Below are 18,807 nucleotides of genomic sequence, written 5' to 3'. Positions count from 1 at the left end.
CTCTCCTGTTAACGCGGGCGCCGAGGCGCCCGCAGGACTTAACTAATCGCCACCGGGAAGATTGACCCAAGAAGCATGGCGCCAAGGATCGCGCCGCCGGTGATAGGCTTCTGCCAGATGTAGAACAGCAGCGCGCCCGCCAGGGAACCGATGCCGATAGGAATGGAAGCGGTCATGGCGCTGAGGATAATCAACGGTCCGAGGAAACGGCCTGAGGCGTTACCGGCCCCCATCATGACGTCCGCACCGTAGGTGGAATCGCTCTGGTTGATGGTGAATTTACGCGCCAGGATAATGATGTAGCCAATCGCGAGGCCCAGCACCAGGCCGGTGACCAGCGAGGCGGCAAAGTTGGCGACCGGGAAAACAAAGCCCGCGCCGAGCAGCAGCGCCGGAACGCCTAAGCCGACGCCGGTCTGAATCGCCCCGCCGATATCCAGAATCCCCACCAGCGAGCCTTCGATAATACGCGCGAACAGGAAGCTGGCGCCGAACGCCGCTACCGCGCCGTAGGCCCCGGTATCAATTCCCGCTTTCAGCATCGCCACGAAGGCGACTTCGTTAAACGCGCCGATGCCGTAGAGGTAGTACATATGCGTCCCGGCAAAGACGCCGGCGGAGAGCAGGCCAACAAAGATCGGGAACGACCAGTCGGCATACCAAAAACCTTTATTTTGTTCCATGAGAGGCTCCTGTTATTTACCGCTGAGCGAGTTGTGGATCAGTTCCAGCCAGTTCGGCACGGTCAGATGGAAGGATTCAATCATCTTCATATCGAAACCGCGGAAGAAGCCGCTCAGAACGAACAACGCGACGATCGCCACCATCATCACCTTGGTGACGCGGTGCCAGCCGCTCTCTTCAACGCCTTTCCCGATCAGGATGCCCAGCACCAGGCCCGGAACGGCGTTACCCATAATCAGCTGCGCCGCGCCGCCGAAAATCGTCGCCCAGAAGCCCGATTTTTTACCGGCATCAATCGCCGCCAGCCAGAAGATGACCGGCATCACCGTATTCACCAGCAGGTTTGCCGCCGGAACCAGCACTTTTACCGCCGTCACCTGCAGCGCTTCCGGTACAGAAGAGGCGGTGAGGTTGAGGAAAGCGACCACGATCATGCCGATAATGCCGCAGGCGATGGCCATCTTTTTCGGATCGTGCAGCGTCTCGCCGACGTTGCGGTTTTTAATCATCAGCGCTGCCGCCCCCCAGTTGGGGATAATGCGGTGGTCAACGTCCTGAGTGAAGGAGCCTGCCGCGACGGAAGAGGCCCAGGCGTTGAAGAAGAAGCCCAGGCCAAATGAGAAGTGGGAAGCCGGATCGCCTTCACATGAATTCAGCTCGCCCAAGGTACGAAACGCCCCCATCCCCTGCGTGGTGGGCGCATGAAACATGCGTGCCGCTCCGGCGCCTACGCCGACGCCAACCAGGCCGCCGATGATAAGCGATTTTATTAAAATTATCAGGAACATAGTCTGACCCTTTGGTGAAAATCAGGTTTGCGTGACGAAATCCACTTTATCGAGATTAATGGCGGTCACGGTGACGGTGACCTTCAGCTCCACGCTGTAGGTTCGTCGCTCACGGCGCAAAAAGAAGAATAAAAAGGCCTCTTTCCGTACCGCTTCACGCGCATGAACAACCTCCACGTCCTGTGGTTCAATACGCAGTAAGATGTGCGGCGACGTTTTCATCACCGCCGCCTGGACATGGTTCAGGGCATCGGCAAAAGCGCGCGTTTTGCTCTCGCCTTTGCCGGTTACGCTCACCGTGGTGGTGAATTGCTCTTTCATGCTCACGCGCCGTACTTCTTCTTCCAGGCCTCAACCAGGCGTTCACCCAGCTCTTCTTTATCCATAAAGCCGAAGCCCAGTACGTTGTAGCCTTCGTTGATCGCGGTGACGCCTTCATCAACGGAACGCATGCCATATTTCGCCTTGTAGCCGTGCTTATTCTGCGCGGTGATAGCCCCTGCGCCGCCGCTGCCGCAGAAAGAGATACCGAAGGTGGCGTTTTCCGCCTTCATCATGTCGCCCAGCTTCATATCCGCGGCAACGCCCGGCACGACCACGGCGCGAGCGCCGGCTTTTTCCGCACCTGCGGCAACTTTTTGTCCTTTACCCAGGCGATCGCCAATAACAACGGTGATTTGTTCCATTTGTGTGCTCCTTACAGGTTATCTTTCGCGACTTCGAAGTGGACGGACAGCAGCCAGGCTTCTTCATCTGGCAGATTGCCGAACTGCGCGACCACTTCGCGGGCCAGCATCATTGAATCTTCTGAGATCTCTTCGAACAGGCTGGCATCCACTTCCGGCAGCGGCTCGCCGCTGATTGACCGATGGGCCATCGCCCGAACGTGGGAAGTCAGCATTTGCTCCTGAACGTCGTTGGGGACGATGTTGCGGCGGCTTAATAGTGCGAAAACCTGCTGCAGCATCTTGTCGGCCAGCTGTTCGGTTAGCGTGGCCTGCTCCTCTGGGACGTGTGTTACCGCTCCGTTATTCACTTGAATTACCCCGTTGATGTCTCTGGGGATAACACTAATGCCGGGGGCAAAGAGTTTGTAGCGAGTTGTTTTCCACTTCGAAGTGGAAAGGAAGAAGGCAGGCGTGATCTATTTCACATAGTTATTGTGGATGTATTCGCCCCAACCAATTCTCGTGATGAACATCACAAGATCATCGGTGTCACGGTGGCGAAAACCGGCATGCAGGAAAAGCGAAAAATGTGACGGTGATGGAGTTTTGAATTAACAGAATGTGGGAGGCATCGGCTGACGCCTCCCCACAAAGAGAAATTAACGGTACTTCTTATGGTATGTATTGCGGGTGGTTTTAAACTCTTCCGCTGCGGCCTGGGCTTCTTTGACTTTGCCTTCATCAGCCAGCTTCAGCGCGCCGTCAATCTGGCCGATCAGCACATCGAAACCGTGACGATAGTCTTTCATTTCCGCGCTGTCCGCCGCTTTACCTTCCAGCTTCGGCGGCGTCTCTTTCTGGGCGTCAACCGCCGCTGTGCGCATCTTATTCAGCGCCGCTTTCAGCTCGCCGGCATCTGAAGTTTTCTGCACCACTTGCAGGTTCTCAGCAAGGGTATCCATATCTTCGCCCAGATCGGCGAAAGCCGATGCCGAACCAAGCGCAAAAGCCGATACGGCCAGCATCGCTAACAGTTTTTTACGCATTGCTCACTTCCTTTTTTATTATTAAGCACACAAGTGTTATTGCCCGGCGATCTTCATCTCCGGCAGCAGTACGGAACCGCACTGAATGTTGCTGCGCGTTTCGATATCGTCGCCGATGGTCACGATATTACGCCACATATCTTTCAGATTTCCTGCAATGGTTATCTCACTGACCGGATACTGAATTTCGCCGTTTTCTACCCAGAAGCCGGACGCGCCGCGTGAGTAGTCGCCGGTGACGCCGCTTACACCCTGCCCCATCAGTTCCGTGACGACAAGACCGGTCCCCATCTCTTTAAGCAACTTTGCAAAACTCAGGCCGCGGCCGTTGATCCGCCAGTTGTGAATACCGCCCGCGTGGCCGGTGCTCTTCAGCCCCAGCTTACGCGCCGAGTAGTTGGTCAGCAGCCACTGGGTCAGTACGCCGTCTTTAATGATATCCCGGCGTTCCGTACGGACGCCTTCGCTATCAAACGGCGTCGAAGCCAGACCTTTCAGCAGGTGAGGATGCTCTTCAATGGTCAGCCAGTCCGGCAGGATCTGGCTACCCAGCGCATCAAGCAGGAAGGTGGATTTACGGTAAACCGAACCGCCGGCGATCGCCCCGACCAGATGGCCAAACAGACCGGTAGCGACTTCGTTGGCGAAAATCACCGGCGCTTTCATCGTCGATAGCTTACGCGGGGCCAGGCGCGACAGGGTGCGGCGGGCGCACTCTTCGCCAACCCACTCCGGCGATTGCAGGTCGTCTATCGCCCGTCCGATGGTATAAGCGTAATCGCGCTCCATATCGCCATTCTCTTCGGCAATCACGCAGCTGGAGAGCGAGTGGCGGGTAGAGCAGTAGCTCTGCAGCATGCCGTGGCTGTTGCCGAACACTTTAATGCCGTAGTGGCTGTTAAAGCTGCCGCCTTCGGTATTGCTGATGCGTTTATCGGCTTTTAGCGCCGCCTGTTCAGCGCGGGAGGCCAGCTCGATGGCTTCATCCGGGGAAACTTCCGCCGGATGGAACAGGTCAAGATCCGGGGCTTCAAAAGCCAGCAGTTCTTTATCCGCCACGCCCGCGCACGGGTCCGGCGAGGTATAGCGGGCGATATCCAGCGCCGCCTGCACCGTGCGGGCAATAGCCTGCGGGCTGAGATCGGTCGAAGACGCGCTGCCTTTGCGATTCTGGTGATAAACGGTGATGCCGAGAGCACCATCGCTGTTGAATTCTACGTTCTCCACTTCGCCGTAGCGGGTGCTCACGCCGATACCGGTAGTTTTACTGACGGAGACTTCCGCGCCGTCGGATTTGCCTGCCGCCAGTTCCAGCGCCGTGGTCACGGCCTCTTCCAGCGTCTTACGCTGTTGTGCAACTTGAGAGATGACTTTCATCGCTAATGCCATAATGTAAGAAGGAGTTAACTGAAGTCTAACAGAGAACCGTTTTTCAGTGCGCGCCTTAACTGGTAACATTAGTCTCTTTTTTAAGGAGCCTGAGATGACAAAGCAGCCCGAAGACTGGCTCGACGACGTCCCTGGTGATGACGTCGAAGATGAAGACGATGAAATTATCTGGGTCAGTAAAAGTGAAATTAAGCGTGACGCCGAAGAACTGAAGCGTCTTGGCGCGGAAATGGTCGAGCTGGGTAAAAACGCGCTCGATAAAATCCCGCTGGATACCGACCTGCGCGACGCGATTGAACTCGCCCAGCGTATCAAGAAAGAAGGCCGCCGCCGCCAGATGCAGCTGATTGGTAAAATGCTGCGCAGCCGCGACGTCGAGCCGATTCGTCAGGCGCTGGACAAGCTGAAGAACCGCCACAACCAGCAGGTTGCGCTGTTCCATAAGCTTGAGCAGATCCGCGATCGTCTGATTGATAATGGTGATGATGCCGTGGCTGAAGTGCTGAACCTGTGGCCAGATGCCGATCGTCAGCAGCTGCGTTCGCTGATCCGCAACGCCAAAAAAGAGAAAGAAGGCAACAAGCCGCCGAAGTCCGCGCGTCTTATCTTCCAGTACCTGCGCGAACTGGCCGAAAGCGAAGGCTAATTCTGTATGACTCCCCCGGATTACGGCTATTGCCCGATCCGGGCGACCCACTCCCTCGAACGCAATGCCATGGACAATGGTCAATTCGAATTTCCCCTGCATTTAAATCGGTTTTAATTTTTCATTTTCATTCCAGTTCGCGCTTATATTTAACTTTTATTTCACAAAAAAGCCGTTCCATTGCAATCCGGCTGGCAATTTCCCCTCGCCATCAACGCCAATGCCATCAACACAACCTGTTAACTTTATTATATAAAACTATATAATCCTGCTTTATGGCGCTGACTTTATCAGCAGTTTGCTTATCTTTGATCCACCTCTCAAAACGGTTTTGATATTTCATACATCATAATAATGAAAAATAAATTTCATTAAAGTACGAGAACCGAAACGGTGCGTGCGCGTATTTTTGGCCAGTGAGTTCTGTTCATTAAAACCTGGCGTCTGCAGGCTTTCCTCAGCAGAAAGTCGACAAAATCATCCGCACCGCCGCAGGTGAATCGCCCAGCGGAGGCCATCGTCCGGCAAGAAGCTGGAATTCACTTTTCACGAGAGGGGCTAACCCGGCGGTCGGTTATTTGCCGCCGACCGGAGCCAGATTTTAGAGAGTCGACAGCTATCATCATGGAGAAAAATATGACTACTGTACCAAGGCTGAAATATTTCGTTGATGGTCAATGGCGCGTATCGCAGACCGAACGCTATATGGACGTCTATAACCCAAGTACCGGGGAAGTCATGGCTCAGGCCCCCTGCTGCACCGAGCAAGAAGTGCTGGATGCCGTTGCCGCGGCGCGCAAAGCCTTTCCGGCGTGGTCAGATACGCCGGCCATTAAACGCTCGCAAATTATGTTCCGCGTTCGCGAATTATTAATCCAGCATCAGGACCGCTTAACCGAGCTGGTGGCAAAAGAAAACGGTAAAGCCTGGGGCGACGCCCAGGGCGATGTATTAAAAGCGAAAGAAGGTACCGAGCTTGCCTGCTCGATTCCCACTCTCATGGCCGGTGAAAACCTGATGGACGCCTCTGCCGGGATCGACACCAACCTTTATCGTGAGCCAATTGGCGTGTTCGCCGGTATTGTGCCGTTTAACTTCCCGGCAATGATCCCGATGGGATGGATGGCGCCATTATGCGTCGCCTCCGGTAATACCATGGTGATTAAAGCGGCCAGTATGACGCCGATGACCTGTATGGAAATCACCAAACTCTATCAGGAAGCAGGGGTGCCGGATGGGGTGATTAACGTCGTGACCTGCTCACGCAATGAAGCCGATATCTTGCTGACCCACCCGGACGTCAACGGCGTCTCCTTCGTCGGCTCAACCTCCGTGGGTCTGCACGTTTACTCCAAAGCCGCCGCTCACGGCAAGCGCGTTCAGGCGCTGTGCGAAGCGAAAAACCATGCCCTGGTGCTGGCCGATGCGCCAATTAACCGTACCGCAGCGGGGATTATCAACGCCGCGTTTGGCTGCGCGGGCGAACGCTGCATGGCGCTGCCGGTTGTCGTGGTGCAGGAAGAGATCGCTGATAAGCTGATTGCCGCCGTCGTCGAGAAAGCCAAACAGCTGAAAATCGGCCCCGGCTATCTGCGCGATACCGATATGGGTCCGGTGATTTCTAAAGATCATAAGCAATCGGTCATCAACTGGATTAATAAAGGCATTGAGGAGGGGGCAAAGCTGGTGCTCGATGGTCGCGCTATTCAGGTGCCGGGCCAGGAAAATGGCTTCTACGTCGGGCCAACCATCCTGGATCGCGTAACCGAAGAGATGAGCGTCGGCACGCAGGAAATTTTCGGGCCGGTGCTGTGCTTTAAGCGGGTCAAAACCTTCGAGGAAGGTCTGCAACTTATGAACAATAACCCGTTTGCCAACGGCTCGGTTATTTTCACCCAAAGCGGCTACTACGCCCGCGAATTCCAGAAACGCACCCACGGCGGCATGGTCGGTATCAACGTCGGTATTCCGGTGCCGGTCGGCGTATTCCCGTTCTCAGGCCATAAGCAGTCCTTCTTCGGCGACCTGCACTGCCTGGGCAAAGACGGCGTCCGTTTCTACACCGAATCAAAATGCGTGACCTCGCGCTGGTTTGATGAAGAGGAAGCGAAACGCGAAAAAGTCGACTCCTGGGACGGTACGATTTAAACGCCGCTAATACCCCAAATAATTCAAGTTGCAGTCAACGCACCAGCCGCTCGAAGTATGACGGTCAACTCCCTCCAGATATTGCTTCGGCAATATCTGGAGCATTAATTCGATTTTTTTACTCTGCACGTGTCGCTGAATCGTAAATGACGAATGCACACTAAAAAAATCCTTAATATTAAATGGAGTTTCCTATGACCCAGGCCTTCTCAATTCCTCGCAGTATTATTTATGGCGAAAATGCTTTAGAACATCTTTCCACGCTGAGCGGCAAAAAAGCCGCGTTAGTCACTGGCGGAAGTTCCATGAAGCGTTTTGGCTTTCTGGATAAAGCCGTCAGCGAACTTAATAAAGCGGGTATGGAGTGCATTATTATCGATAATGTCGAACCCAATCCGTCCATTAAAACCGTCTGGCGCGGCGCAAAAGCGATGCAGGCTTTTGAACCGGACTGGATAGTGGCGATTGGCGGCGGCTCCGCGCTTGATGCCGCAAAAGTAATGTGGTGTTTCTACGAGCATCCGCAGCTGAAGTTCGAGGATATTCTCCCGGTCGGTTCCATGCCGGCGCTACGCAATAAAGCCCGATTTGTGGCGATCCCTTCCACCAGCGGCAGCGCCTCTGAGATCACCGCATTTTCGGTGATCACCGACACGGCAAATCATATCAAATACCCGATTGTTGCCGCCGATCTGGTACCGGATATCGCCATTCTCGACCCCACCATTCCGGCAAAAATGCCGCCGCACGTTACCGTTCATACCGGAATGGACGTTCTGACCCACGCCATTGAAGCCTATGTCTCCACCGCGGCCAACTCGTTTACTGACCCCTATGCGGTAGAAGCGATTCGGCTGGTGTTTACGTATCTGGAAATCGCCTGGTGCTCACCTGATGATTTAAACGCCCGCATGCATATGCACAATGCTTCTGCGCTGGCGGGAATCGCCTTCACCAACGCCTCGCTGGGGTTAGTTCATTCAATGGCGCATAAGATTGGCGGCGAGTTTGGTATTACCCACGGTCTGGCAAACGCGATTATGCTGCCTTATATCATTCAATATAATGCGAAGTTCACCAAAAAATATCGTCAGCTGGAAGCGGCGTTAGGCATCAAAAACCTGATTGAAGCGATCAACGCGCTGAATCAACGTCTGGGCGTGCCGAAAACGCTAAGCCAGTGCGGCGAAGTTGAAATCAATGAAATCACCTTTGTGAACGTCCTCGACAGAATGAGTCACCATGCCGTTGACGATCCCTGCACATTAACGAATCCTAACTATCCGTCCGTTCAGGATGTCAAAGGGCTCTATACCAAAGCGTTCTACGGCGCTTGATAACCTCCCCGCTGCGTTTTTTTTAAACGATAAAGCCGCTTCAACCAGGGCCGCCTGGGCCACTAAAGCCCGGCGGCCCTGTCGTTTCTAAAGGCTTCATCATAGCCGTAGCCAGTAATAGCTGAATCGTTAAAGCTAAAATCATCCTGATTCACATTTTTTTAGCAACAACTTTTATAATTACTTAAAAAAAGCGATTTAAATCTCATTTAAAAATATAAAAACGGCCGTTTTCTCACCAGGTGAGACACTTCACATTTTCATAATCCACTTACAACTAAATTTCCTGCATCAGCAACACAATCGATTCAGCAAAAGGGTTAAAAAATGAAAAAAACATTAGCTTTAACAGCAATTGCCATGCTTGTTTCTGGGCCAGTAGTCGCGAAAACATGGGTGCTGACAAGCGCTGAAAGCGGCATGGATAAAGGAAACTGGCAGATAACCAGCGACCAGCTGAAGATAAAAGATCATAACTTCAGCATTGAGCAAAAAGTCCTTCACGGCGGGAAACAGGAAGGCAGCAAAATCCTCGTAATCCACAGCAAAGACGGCCTGACGATTACCCTGAGCCCGACTCGCGGCATGAATCTGCTGAAAATCGAAGGTTTTGGTTCACGGATGGGCTGGGACTCACCGGTAAAAGAGGTGGTCAACCCGGCCTTTATTAACCTCGAAAGCCGCAACGGGCTGGGCTGGCTGGAAGGCTTCAATGAAATGATGGTGCGCTGCGGCTATGAATGGACCGGCCACCCGGTAACCGCAGACGGACAGATTTATACCCTGCACGGCAAGGTCGGCAACACGCCGGCTTCACAGGTGGAAGTGGAAGTCGCGGACACCGCGCCGTATGAAATTCGCGTTCGCGGGCTGGTGAAGGAGAGCACGTTTAAGAAAGCGGATCTGCAGACCATGACCGAGCTGCGCTATGTACCCGGCAGCAACAGCTTCAGCCTGCACGATGTCTTAACCAACCATGCTGACTATCCGCATGACTATCAGATTATCTATCACAGCAACTTTGGCAAGCCGATCCTCGAAGAGGGGGCCCGCTTTATGGCGCCGATCGCCAGCATCAGCCCGTTCAATGACTACGCCAAAGCCGGCTTAAAAACCTGGCAAACCTACGCCGGTCCAACCAAAGATTTCGATGAAATGGTGTTTAACATGCAGCCGCTGGCGGACGAAAATCATCAAACGCTGGCCGCGGTGGTCAACAAAGCCGGCGACAAAGGGGCATCGATTCAGTTTGATACCCGCCAGCTGCCGGTGCTGACGCTGTGGAAAAACACCGATACCGAGAAACAGGGTTACGTGACCGGTATTGAGCCGGGTACCAGCTACGCCTATCCGGTAACCATCGAGCGCGAGCAAAAACGCGTTAAGCAGCTTCAGCCCGGGGCAAGCACCCAGTTTGATCTGACCTATACGCTGCTGCACAGCAGCGAGCAGGTTGCCGACGTGGAGAAGAAAATCGCTGCCATTCAGGGCGATACCAAAGTAGCGGAAGACGAAACGCCTATCGCGAAGGAGTAGCGTAAGCTTTGAGCCCATCCCGGGTTGCGGCGTAACGCCTGACCCGGGCTACCGGCCCGCAGACGGCGCTGAACCCGTAGCCCGGCTAAGCGCAGCGCGAGCCGGGAGAAAACGGAGGTGGCATTGCGGGCTGCTTCCCGGAGGCGGCGCTTGACGCGCCTTGTCCGGACTACCGGCCCGCAGACGACGGTAAACCCGTAGCCCGGCTAAGCGCAGCGCGAGCCGGGAGAACAGCGGAGGTGACATTGCGCGCTGCTTCCCGGAGGCGGCGCTTGACGCGCCTTGTCCGGGCTACAAAACCTTGACCGCGCCAGCCTGCTCCATGACCACCAAACGCAAATCCTGCGCAAAGCGCTGGTACTGCGCCTCATTAATCGGCTGCGGATAGCTCAACACGATCAGTTCATGATCGGCGATGCCTTGATGATAGGTCGGATGGCGATGCGCCCAGGGATTCGCGCAAAAGCCCATGGTTTGATAAAAGCGCAGGCGCTTATGGGCAACTTCGCTGGTCAGCGGATCGATTTCCAGAACGGTCAGCGGCGCGCGCTGAAGTATTTCAGCTAACAGCCGCTTGCCGTAGCCGCGCGATCGCAAGGTATCGTCGATGGCCAGATGTTCAACGTAGCGATAGTCAGCAAACCGCCAGCAGCCGCTCAGGCCAATAAACTGGCCATCATCGAACCAGGCTTCCAGTTCATAATGCGGATTATCAAGCGCCTGCTGCTTAGCCTCGGCTTCACGCTGCTCGTGCCACGGGAAGGCCCTGCCGTACAGCGCATCAAGCGCGGGAAAATGCGCGGAATCGGTAGAGGTCACTCTTTCTGAATTCAACATGAACCCTCCTGGCCACAAAAACTATCCGCCCTCACGCGGAGGGCGGATAAACGAGGAGAATAGCCTACTCGGCCGCCTCGGCTTTTTTCGCCAGCTTATCGAGCAGCTTCTGATGAATGCCGCCAAATCCACCGTTGCTCATCACCAGAATGTGGTCGCCAGGATGGGCGGTTTTAACAATCATATCCACCAGCGCATCGACATCGGCGCTCCAGTGTGCAGGCTGTACGCAAGCGTCAGCCACTTCAGCAACCTGCCACGGGATATGCTGCGGCTGCAGCAGGAAGACCTCGTCCGCGCGACCGAGAGACGGCGCCAGGTCGTCTTTGCAAATGCCCATTTTCATGGTGTTAGAACGGGGTTCAAGCACGGCAAGAATACGCGCGGTACCGCCAACTTTGCCGCGTAGCGCCTGCAGGGTCGCCAGAATCGCCGTCGGGTGGTGGGCGAAATCATCGTATACGGTCACGCCGTTGGCTTCGCCGCGCAGCTCCAGACGGCGGCGGGCGTTGATAAAGCTGCCCAGCGCGTTGGCCGCATCGGCAGGCAGCACGCCGACATGCCGGGCGGCGGCGATGGCCATCAGGCCGTTATGCATATTATGCTCGCCGACCAGCGCCCACTTCACTTCGCCGACTTTCTCGCCGTCCAGCCACACTTCCCAGGAGGAAGCATCGGTGGTGAGCTTTTTCGCCTGCCAGTGCCCCTGTTCGCCAACCAGCTCCTGCTCGCTCCAGCAGCCCATCGACATCGTCTGCTTCAAATTGATGTCGTTCTCCGGCAGGATAATCTTGCCTTTGCCCGGCACAATACGCACCAGATGATGAAATTGCTTCTGAATAGCTTTTAGATCGTCAAAGATGTCCGCGTGGTCGAATTCAAGGTTATTGAGAATCAACGTGCGCGGGCAGTAATGAACAAATTTGGAACGTTTATCGAAGAAAGCGCAGTCGTATTCATCGGCTTCAATCACGAAGAACGGGCTGTCGCCGAGGCGCGCGGAAACATCGAAGTTGCCCGGAACGCCGCCGATAACAAAGCCCGGCTTGTAGCCGCAGGCTTCGAGGATCCAGGTCGCCATGCCGGCAGTGGTGGTTTTCCCGTGCGTTCCGGCAACCGCCAGCACCCAGCGATCGCGCAGCACGAAATCGTGCAGCCACTGCGGACCGGACATGTAAGGGATATTATTTTCCAGCACCGCTTCCACGCACGGGTTTCCGCGCGTCATTGCGTTACCGATGATCACCAGGTCCGGCTGCGGATCCAGCTGGCTGGCATCATATCCTTGAATTAACTCAATTCCCTGGTTTTCCAGCAGGGTACTCATTGGCGGATAGACGTTCGCATCCGACCCCGTTACCTCATGACCGAGGGAACGCGCCAGCATCGCCAGCCCCCCCATAAACGTGCCACAGATTCCTAAAATATGAATGCGCATTCGTCATTTCCTTCTCTTATCTGAAGCACAGTTTACCGGGATGTTGGGGGGGAAAGAAATGCATTTCAGGCGAATCCGTATTTTGCTGGCGCGATTCACCAGTGCGAACTTTTTTTATTCTTTGTTAAGATTGTTATGTTCGTTTTACTTCACATAAACATGCAGGGAACGGGTTATGAAAACGTTAGGTGAATTTATTGTCGAAAAGCAGCACGAGTTCTCTCACGCAACCGGCGAGCTTACTGCTTTGTTGTCGGCGATAAAGTTAGGCGCCAAGATCATCCACCGCGATATCAACAAGGCCGGCCTGGTCGATATCCTGGGTGCCAGCGGTGCTGAAAACGTTCAGGGCGAGGTTCAGCAAAAACTCGACCTGTTTGCCAATGAAAAGTTGAAAGCCGCACTGCGAGCACGCGATATTGTTGCCGGGATCGCCTCTGAAGAAGAAGATGAGATCGTCGTCTTTGAAGGATGCGAACACGCCAAATACGTGGTGCTGATGGACCCGCTGGATGGATCTTCTAACATCGACGTTAACGTCTCTGTTGGCACGATCTTCTCTATTTACCGCCGCGTCACGCCGGTGGGCACCCCCGTTACCGAAGAAGATTTCCTGCAACCGGGCAACCGACAGGTCGCCGCGGGCTATGTGGTGTATGGCTCCTCGACGATGCTGGTTTACACTACCGGCTGCGGCGTCCACGCCTTTACCTATGACCCCTCCCTTGGCGTCTTCTGCCTGTGCCAGGAGCGCATGCGCTTCCCGGAAAAAGGCAACACCTACTCGATTAACGAAGGTAACTACATTAAGTTCCCGATGGGTGTGAAGAAGTACATTAAGCACTGCCAGGAAGAAGATAAAGAGACCCAGCGCCCGTATACCTCACGCTACATCGGCTCTCTGGTGGCGGATTTCCACCGCAACCTGCTTAAAGGCGGCATCTATCTCTATCCGAGCACCGCCAGCCACCCGGACGGTAAACTGCGCCTGCTGTACGAATGCAACCCGATGGCGTTCCTTGCGGAACAGGCGGGCGGTAAGGCCAGCGATGGTAAAGAGCGTATTCTGGATATCATCCCGGAAAGTCTGCATCAGCGCCGTTCTTTCTTCGTCGGCAACAACCATATGGTTGAAGACGTCGAAAACTTTATTAAAGAGTTCCCGGACGCGTAACCCGCCTCTTCCCCTCCCGCCTTACGGGAGGGGAAATCCTTCCGTCAGTGCCCCACCCTTGTCACCGGCGAACTCTGCCGATTCTCCCACAGCACCGTCAGGCCGCGCTGCAGCGCGATAAAGATGAACAGCAGGATACCGATAGCGATCTTGGTCCACCATGAACTCAGCGTACCGTCGAAGTTGATGTAGGTTTGAATCAGCCCCTGAATGGCGACGCCAAACAGCGTGCCGAGAACCGTCCCCACCCCACCGCTCAACAGCGTACCGCCGATAACCACCGATGCAATCGCGTCCAGTTCAACGCCAACGCCCGCCAGCGCATAGCCCGCCTGGGTATAGATGGAGAAGACGATCCCCGCCAGCGTCGCCAGCCCGGTAGAGAGCATATAAATGCGGATCGTCGTGCTCCGCGTGGAAATCCCCATCAGGTTCGCCGACGTCGCGTTGCCGCCGATGGCATAAACCTGATTACCGAAGCGGGTGCGGTGGGCCATAAAAATTCCGCCGATCACCACCAGCAGCATCAGCAGCCCCATCGCGCTCAGACGCCCACCGCCGGGGATGGTCCATGCCAGTCCTGACAGCGCGTCATACACCGGATGATTAATGGGAATCGACTCTTCCGAGACCAGGTAGCTGACGCCGCGCAGGAAAAACATCCCGGCGAGGGTGATGATAAACGCCGGGATCTTCAGCGCATCAATAAGCAGGCCCATAAACGCGCCAAAGGCGCAGCCCATCACCAGCACCAGCGGAAACGCCACCAGCGGCGAAATCCCCCAGAAACCGATCGCTTTAGCGAGAAATACGCCGGTAAAGGCGATCACCGACCCGACCGACAGATCGATCCCGCCGGAGAGGATCACGAAGGTCATGCCGACGGCGATGATCCCAAGAAAGGCATTGTCGGTCAGGATATTGCAGATCACCCGCGTCGAGGCAAAGCCGGGAAACTGGGTCAGGCAGTAAAGGTATCCCAGTACGAAGACCGCGAGGGTAATCATTAACGGTAAATTACGTTTTATCATGGCCGCGCATCCCCTTCAGTATGCTGATAAAGCGCGGCGACTGGACGATCAGTACGCACAGCACCACCACCGCTTTGACTACCTGATTAAGCTCCGGCGGGAATCCTGACAGCAGGATCCCGGTATTCATCCCCTGGATAATCAGCGCCCCGACGACCGAGAGCAGCAGGTTAAAGCGCCCGCCCATCAGCGAGCCGCCGCCGATAACCACCGCCAGGATGGCGTCCAGCTCCAGCCATAGCCCGGCATTATTGGCATCCGCGCCGCGAATATCCGCCGCAACGATAATGCCGGCAATCGCCGCGCAAACGCCGCTCAGCACGTAGGCCAACATCACGACGATGCGAGTATTTACCCCGGCGTTTTTTGCCGCGCGAATGTTAATCCCCACCGCTTCGATAAACATCCCCAGCGCGGTTTTGCGGGTAAACAGCCAGAACAGCACCAGCGTCACGATGGCGATAATCACCGGCGTCGGGAACAGCAGTAGCGATCCGCTGCCGAGCCACGCCAGATGCGGAGAGTCAAAGGTCACGATCTGCCCGGAGGTGATCAGCTGCGCCACGCCGCGTCCGGCGACCATCAGGATCAGCGTGGCGACGAACGGCTGGATCTTCAGCACCGCCACCAGAATGCCGTTCCACAGACCGGCCAGCGCGCCGGCCCCCAGCGATGCGAGCAGCACAACCGTCAGGCTGTGCCCCGCCACGGTCATTGACGCCGCCGTTGCGCCGGCAATCGCCATCACCGCTCCGACGGAGAGGTCAATCCCGCCGGTGGCGATAACCAGCGTCATGCCAATCGCCAGCAGCGCCACCGGCGCGGCGCGGTTCAAAATATCTATCGGGCTGCCGAACAGTCGCCCGTCCTGGAGCACGATCTGGTAGAAATGCGGGGCGACCAGGCTGTCAACGACCAGCACCAGCAGCAGCGCAATAATTTGCGGCATCCCTTTTGGCCAGTTAAAGCGCCGTTTCGGCTGGCCGGTTTTCGGAACAGATTGAGGCATCATCGGTTACTCCTTATGCCGCAATAGCGTTCATGATCGCCGGCACGGAGAGCTCGCTCAGAGCCAGCTCCGCCACCTGCTGGCGATCGCGCATGATAATCACCCGATCGGCGTAACCCACCAGCTCTTCCAGCTCTGAAGAAATGACCAGCAGCGCCAGACCATCGGCGCACAGGGTTTCAATCAGGCGGATGATTTCGGCGTGGGCGCCAACGTCAATACCGCGAGTCGGTTCATCAAGGATCAAGAACTGCGGCTTCGTCAGCAGCCACCGGGAGAGCAGCACCTTCTGCTGATTACCGCCGGAGAGAAATTCAATCGGCTGTTCAGCGCTGGGGGTACGAATACCCAGTTGGCGAATGAAACGTTCGGCAATCTCATTTTGTTCGCGCCGACCAATCGGCCGCAGCCAGCCGCGCTGCGCCTGTAGCGCCAGAACGATATTTTCCCGCACCGAGGCGGCGGCGATAATGCCGTCGGTTTTACGATCTTCCGGACAGAAGCCGATCCCGAGGCAGGATGCCTGATGCGGCGAGCGCAGGGTTTGCGGCTTGCCTTTGATCCACGCTTTGCCGCTGTCGGCGGGTTTAATGCCGAAGATCACCTCCGCCGTTTCCGTACGTCCCGAGCCTAACAGCCCCGCCAGGCCGACGATTTCACCGGGACGGACCTGCAGACTAAACGGTGCGATGGTGCCTTTTTTGCCAAAATCTTCGAAGGCGGCCACCGGCTTATCGCTCAGCAGGGTGCGGCCCGCGCGCTGCAGGGCGTTATGCTCCAGCTCACGGCCCAGCATCATCTTCACCAGTTCAATTTGCGGCAGCTCGCGGGTTTCCCGGCAGCCGACAAAACCGCCGTTACGCAGCACGGTGATGCGATCGCTGACGGCATACACCTGGTCGAGGAAGTGGGTGACGAAAATCAGGCTGACCCCGCTATCGCGCAGCTGGCGCATCAGGGTAAAGAGCATCTCCACCTCCTGGGTATCCAGGCTGGCGGTCGGTTCATCAAGAATTAACACTTTTGCTGACAGGTCGATCGCCCGGCAGATCGCGACAATCTGCTGCATCGCCACCGAAAAGCGGTTCAGCGGTTCACGGACATCAAGAGAAAAACCGTAGGACGCCATCAGCGCGGTGGCGCGCTTTTCCATCTCTTTACGCCGCAGCAGGCCAAAGCGTCTGGGCTCGCGGCCGATAAACAGATTATCCGCCACCGACATATTAGGCAGCAGGTTCACTTCCTGATAGACGGTGCCGATCCCCAGCTGCTGGGCGTGAGCGGTATTTTTCGGCGCGATCTCCCGCCCTTCCAGCCAGATGGCCCCGCGATCGGCATGATAGACGCCGGTCAGCGCTTTGATCAGGGTGGATTTACCCGCGCCGTTTTCGCCTAACAGAGCCATGATTTCGCCCCGGTGCAGGCTAAAATTAACGTTATCCAGCGCCTTCACGCCGGGGAAAAATTTGCTAAGCCCTTCAGTACGAAGGATTTCCTGATGTAATTCGCCGTTCATGCTCTCCCCCCTCACCTTTGCCCTCTCCCCGATGGGAGGAGAGGGAAATCAGCCGCGCTTTAGCGACCGGGGACATCCCGGAGGCGGCGGTGAACCTGTCATTCGGCTACTCAGTAGCCCATATTTTTCTTCTTCTCTAACTCTTCTTTCGCCGTATCCGGCAGGTAGAGGGTCGATTTGGTGATGGTGACTTTTTCAGGCAGGGTGCCGTCTTTTTTGTATTTCTCCAGCGCATCGAACGCCGGACCGGCCATATTCGGCGTCAGTTCGACGCTGGCATTGGCCTCGCCGGCCATCATCGCTTTATAGATATCCGGCACGCCGTCGATAGAGCCGGTGAGGATATCTTTGCCCGGCTTCAGCCCGGCCTCTTTAATCGCCTGAATGGCGCCAATCACCATGTCGTCGTTATGGGCGTAAACCATGCAGATGTTCTTGCCGTTGTTTTCCGCTTTGATAAAGCTCTCCATGACTTCTTTGCCCTTGCTGCGGGTAAAATCGCCGGACTGGGAGCGGATAATTTTGATATTAGAGGCTTTAGAAATGGCCTCAGCGAAGCCTTTCTTGCGGTCAATCGCCACGCTGGCCCCTACGGTGCCCTGCAGTTCAACAACGTTACACGGCTTACCGTCGACGGTTTTGACCAGCCACTCGCCGATCAGCTGGCCTTCCAGCACGTTGTTCGCGGTAACGGTGGTCATGTAGAGATCTTTGTCTTTAACATCAATTGAGCGGTCGAGCAGGAATACCGGGATTTTGGCCTCTTTCGCTTCTTTCAGTACCGGCTCCCAGCCGGTCGCCACGACCGGCGCGATGAAGATGGCATCGACGCCCTGAGCGATAAAGGAGCGTACGGCTTTAATCTGGTTTTCCTGTTTTTGTTGCGCGTCGGCAATCTTCAGAGTGATGCCGCGCTTCGCGGCCTCCTCTTTCGCGACGTTAGTTTCGGCCGCACGCCAGCCGGATTCAGAACCGACCTGCGAAAAACCTACGGTAAGAGGGGCAGCCATGACCATAGACGACATAGCTGCGGAAACTGCTGTGACAAGAAGTAAGCGCTTCCACATAAGAGGATCCTCGTAGGGTTATTGTTGGTTAAAGCCTCACCTGCGGACAAACTATAGACAATCGGAGATGTAACTGAATGCGTTACATCACACTTCAAAAAAGTTAATTAGATGTTAATCGGCGGCCATCTCACCAGCGGAGAGCCGGTGAGGCTTCGCGAGCCGCGCGAGCTTCGCCGTTTATGACGAAATTTTGCACACTTTGAGATATCAAGCATATGCAATGAAAACGGTTACATAATTTTATTCAGTATGCGGCTATGTTTATGGATTTTCAGGCTGTCTTACGCTGAAAAATTCAGACTCCACCCACCCGTTCTGGGGAAAAAGAAGCGAAGACATTCGATGTGAGTTGGCTATAATACCGGGCACTTGTTTGCCATACATTTTAAAGGAAACAGACATGAGCTTACTCAACGTACCTGCGGGCAAAGATCTGCCGGAAGACATCTACGTCGTGATCGAGATCCCGGCGAACGCAGATCCTATCAAA

18 protein-coding genes and 1 pseudogene are annotated in these 18,807 nt (G+C 55.5%); 6 read left to right on the top strand and 13 right to left on the bottom strand.

The window, feature by feature from the left end:
- Positions 1-38 precede the first annotated feature (38 nt).
- From FQK12_RS25510 to pmbA, 7 genes are all read right to left on the bottom strand, one after another.
- Complete coding sequence (locus tag FQK12_RS25510; RefSeq protein ID WP_004098076.1) at positions 39-683, bottom strand: DUF4310 family protein; 645 nt, start codon at positions 681-683, stop codon at positions 39-41.
- A 12-nt stretch (positions 684-695) separates the two neighbouring features.
- Complete coding sequence (locus FQK12_RS25505) at positions 696-1,472, bottom strand: DUF4311 domain-containing protein (RefSeq protein WP_004098075.1); 777 nt, start codon at positions 1,470-1,472, stop codon at positions 696-698.
- A 21-nt stretch (positions 1,473-1,493) separates the two neighbouring features.
- Entirely contained in the window at positions 1,494-1,793 is a 300-nt protein-coding gene (locus FQK12_RS25500; RefSeq protein ID WP_004098073.1) for a DUF4312 family protein, read from the bottom strand.
- Positions 1,794-1,795: 2 nt separating this feature from the next.
- Positions 1,796-2,158, bottom strand: a complete 363-nt coding sequence (locus FQK12_RS25495; RefSeq protein ID WP_004098072.1) for an SFCGS family glycine-rich protein — start codon at positions 2,156-2,158, stop codon at positions 1,796-1,798.
- A gap of 11 nt (positions 2,159-2,169) precedes the next feature.
- Positions 2,170-2,508 carry a PRD domain-containing protein gene (locus FQK12_RS25490; RefSeq protein WP_004098070.1) on the bottom strand — a complete coding sequence of 113 codons (339 nt, stop codon included), beginning with the start codon at positions 2,506-2,508 and terminating at the stop codon, positions 2,170-2,172.
- 291 nt (positions 2,509-2,799) lie between these two features.
- Positions 2,800-3,186: a cytochrome b562 gene (gene cybC, locus FQK12_RS25485; protein WP_009652340.1), complete on the bottom strand. Its 387-nt coding sequence runs from the start codon at positions 3,184-3,186 to the stop codon at positions 2,800-2,802.
- A gap of 36 nt (positions 3,187-3,222) precedes the next feature.
- Positions 3,223-4,575 (bottom strand): metalloprotease PmbA, encoded by a 1,353-nt coding sequence (pmbA, locus tag FQK12_RS25480; protein ID WP_004098067.1) that lies wholly within the window; start codon positions 4,573-4,575, stop codon positions 3,223-3,225.
- Positions 4,576-4,669: 94 nt separating this feature from the next.
- Between pmbA and yjgA the strand changes: the two genes are divergently transcribed.
- The 4 genes from yjgA to FQK12_RS25460 all read left to right on the top strand — a co-directional run bounded on the left by yjgA (position 4,670) and on the right by FQK12_RS25460 (position 10,242).
- Positions 4,670-5,221 (top strand): ribosome biogenesis factor YjgA, encoded by a 552-nt coding sequence (gene yjgA / locus FQK12_RS25475; protein WP_004098062.1) that lies wholly within the window; start codon positions 4,670-4,672, stop codon positions 5,219-5,221.
- A 636-nt stretch (positions 5,222-5,857) separates the two neighbouring features.
- Complete coding sequence (locus tag FQK12_RS25470) at positions 5,858-7,369, top strand: CoA-acylating methylmalonate-semialdehyde dehydrogenase (RefSeq protein WP_004098061.1); 1,512 nt, start codon at positions 5,858-5,860, stop codon at positions 7,367-7,369.
- 194 nt (positions 7,370-7,563) lie between these two features.
- On the top strand, positions 7,564-8,706 hold the full coding sequence (locus FQK12_RS25465; protein ID WP_014227649.1) for an iron-containing alcohol dehydrogenase: 1,143 nt from the start codon (positions 7,564-7,566) through the stop codon (positions 8,704-8,706).
- A 327-nt stretch (positions 8,707-9,033) separates the two neighbouring features.
- The gene (locus FQK12_RS25460; RefSeq protein ID WP_014227648.1) at positions 9,034-10,242 is read left to right on the top strand and encodes an aldose 1-epimerase family protein; all 1,209 of its coding nucleotides are present in this window, start codon (positions 9,034-9,036) and stop codon (positions 10,240-10,242) included.
- A 291-nt stretch (positions 10,243-10,533) separates the two neighbouring features.
- Here the strand turns inward: FQK12_RS25460 and FQK12_RS25450 are convergent, their stop codons facing one another.
- Entirely contained in the window at positions 10,534-11,079 is a 546-nt protein-coding gene (locus FQK12_RS25450; RefSeq protein ID WP_014227647.1) for a GNAT family N-acetyltransferase, read from the bottom strand.
- A 64-nt stretch (positions 11,080-11,143) separates the two neighbouring features.
- Positions 11,144-12,517, bottom strand: coding sequence for a UDP-N-acetylmuramate:L-alanyl-gamma-D-glutamyl-meso-diaminopimelate ligase (gene mpl, locus FQK12_RS25445; RefSeq protein ID WP_014227646.1), 1,374 nt, complete (start codon positions 12,515-12,517; stop codon positions 11,144-11,146).
- Positions 12,518-12,692: 175 nt separating this feature from the next.
- Between mpl and fbp the strand changes: the two genes are divergently transcribed.
- Positions 12,693-13,691: a class 1 fructose-bisphosphatase gene (fbp, locus tag FQK12_RS25440; RefSeq protein ID WP_004098053.1), complete on the top strand. Its 999-nt coding sequence runs from the start codon at positions 12,693-12,695 to the stop codon at positions 13,689-13,691.
- A 44-nt stretch (positions 13,692-13,735) separates the two neighbouring features.
- Here fbp and yjfF read toward each other — a convergent pair whose 3' ends face one another.
- The 4 genes from yjfF to ytfQ form a co-directional block, all read right to left on the bottom strand.
- Positions 13,736-14,722 (bottom strand): galactofuranose ABC transporter, permease protein YjfF, encoded by a 987-nt coding sequence (gene yjfF, locus FQK12_RS25435; protein ID WP_004098052.1) that lies wholly within the window; start codon positions 14,720-14,722, stop codon positions 13,736-13,738.
- On the bottom strand, positions 14,709-15,734 hold the full coding sequence (gene ytfT / locus FQK12_RS25430; RefSeq protein WP_014227645.1) for a galactofuranose ABC transporter, ATP-binding protein YtfT: 1,026 nt from the start codon (positions 15,732-15,734) through the stop codon (positions 14,709-14,711). Before ytfT ends, yjfF begins: the two co-directional genes overlap by 14 nt.
- Before the next feature lie 10 nt (positions 15,735-15,744).
- Positions 15,745-17,247, bottom strand: coding sequence for a galactofuranose ABC transporter, ATP-binding protein YtfR (gene ytfR / locus FQK12_RS25425; RefSeq protein ID WP_014227644.1), 1,503 nt, complete (start codon positions 17,245-17,247; stop codon positions 15,745-15,747).
- Positions 17,248-17,357: 110 nt separating this feature from the next.
- Entirely contained in the window at positions 17,358-18,314 is a 957-nt protein-coding gene (gene ytfQ / locus FQK12_RS25420; RefSeq protein WP_004098043.1) for a galactofuranose ABC transporter, galactofuranose-binding protein YtfQ, read from the bottom strand.
- Positions 18,315-18,717: 403 nt separating this feature from the next.
- On the opposite strand from ytfQ, the pseudogene FQK12_RS27810 reads away from it, so the two are divergent.
- Positions 18,718-18,807 (top strand): annotated as a pseudogene (locus FQK12_RS27810) (inorganic pyrophosphatase); the annotation flags it as partial.

The organism is Klebsiella sp. ME-303 (genome assembly GCF_007910085.1).
Lineage (GTDB): Bacteria > Pseudomonadota > Gammaproteobacteria > Enterobacterales > Enterobacteriaceae > Klebsiella > Klebsiella michiganensis.
This window is presented reverse-complemented; position numbering and strand designations above follow the sequence as displayed.

What these genes read in the sequence shown, in the direction of transcription:
- FQK12_RS25510 (WP_004098076.1), bottom strand. Translation starts at nt 683, where the DNA reads ATGGAACAAAATAAAGGTTTTTGGTATGCCGACTGGTCGTTCCCGATC.
- FQK12_RS25505 (WP_004098075.1), bottom strand. Translation starts at nt 1,472, where the DNA reads ATGTTCCTGATAATTTTAATAAAATCGCTTATCATCGGCGGCCTGGTT.
- FQK12_RS25500 (WP_004098073.1), bottom strand. Translation starts at nt 1,793, where the DNA reads ATGAAAGAGCAATTCACCACCACGGTGAGCGTAACCGGCAAAGGCGAG.
- FQK12_RS25495 (WP_004098072.1), bottom strand. Translation starts at nt 2,158, where the DNA reads ATGGAACAAATCACCGTTGTTATTGGCGATCGCCTGGGTAAAGGACAA.
- cybC (WP_009652340.1), bottom strand. Translation starts at nt 3,186, where the DNA reads ATGCGTAAAAAACTGTTAGCGATGCTGGCCGTATCGGCTTTTGCGCTT.
- pmbA (WP_004098067.1), bottom strand. Translation starts at nt 4,575, where the DNA reads ATGGCATTAGCGATGAAAGTCATCTCTCAAGTTGCACAACAGCGTAAG.
- yjgA (WP_004098062.1), top strand. Translation starts at nt 4,670, where the DNA reads ATGACAAAGCAGCCCGAAGACTGGCTCGACGACGTCCCTGGTGATGAC.
- FQK12_RS25470 (WP_004098061.1), top strand. Translation starts at nt 5,858, where the DNA reads ATGACTACTGTACCAAGGCTGAAATATTTCGTTGATGGTCAATGGCGC.
- FQK12_RS25465 (WP_014227649.1), top strand. Translation starts at nt 7,564, where the DNA reads ATGACCCAGGCCTTCTCAATTCCTCGCAGTATTATTTATGGCGAAAAT.
- FQK12_RS25460 (WP_014227648.1), top strand. Translation starts at nt 9,034, where the DNA reads ATGAAAAAAACATTAGCTTTAACAGCAATTGCCATGCTTGTTTCTGGG.
- FQK12_RS25450 (WP_014227647.1), bottom strand. Translation starts at nt 11,079, where the DNA reads ATGTTGAATTCAGAAAGAGTGACCTCTACCGATTCCGCGCATTTTCCC.
- mpl (WP_014227646.1), bottom strand. Translation starts at nt 12,517, where the DNA reads ATGCGCATTCATATTTTAGGAATCTGTGGCACGTTTATGGGGGGGCTG.
- fbp (WP_004098053.1), top strand. Translation starts at nt 12,693, where the DNA reads ATGAAAACGTTAGGTGAATTTATTGTCGAAAAGCAGCACGAGTTCTCT.
- yjfF (WP_004098052.1), bottom strand. Translation starts at nt 14,722, where the DNA reads ATGATAAAACGTAATTTACCGTTAATGATTACCCTCGCGGTCTTCGTA.
- ytfT (WP_014227645.1), bottom strand. Translation starts at nt 15,734, where the DNA reads ATGATGCCTCAATCTGTTCCGAAAACCGGCCAGCCGAAACGGCGCTTT.
- ytfR (WP_014227644.1), bottom strand. Translation starts at nt 17,247, where the DNA reads ATGAACGGCGAATTACATCAGGAAATCCTTCGTACTGAAGGGCTTAGC.
- ytfQ (WP_004098043.1), bottom strand. Translation starts at nt 18,314, where the DNA reads ATGTGGAAGCGCTTACTTCTTGTCACAGCAGTTTCCGCAGCTATGTCG.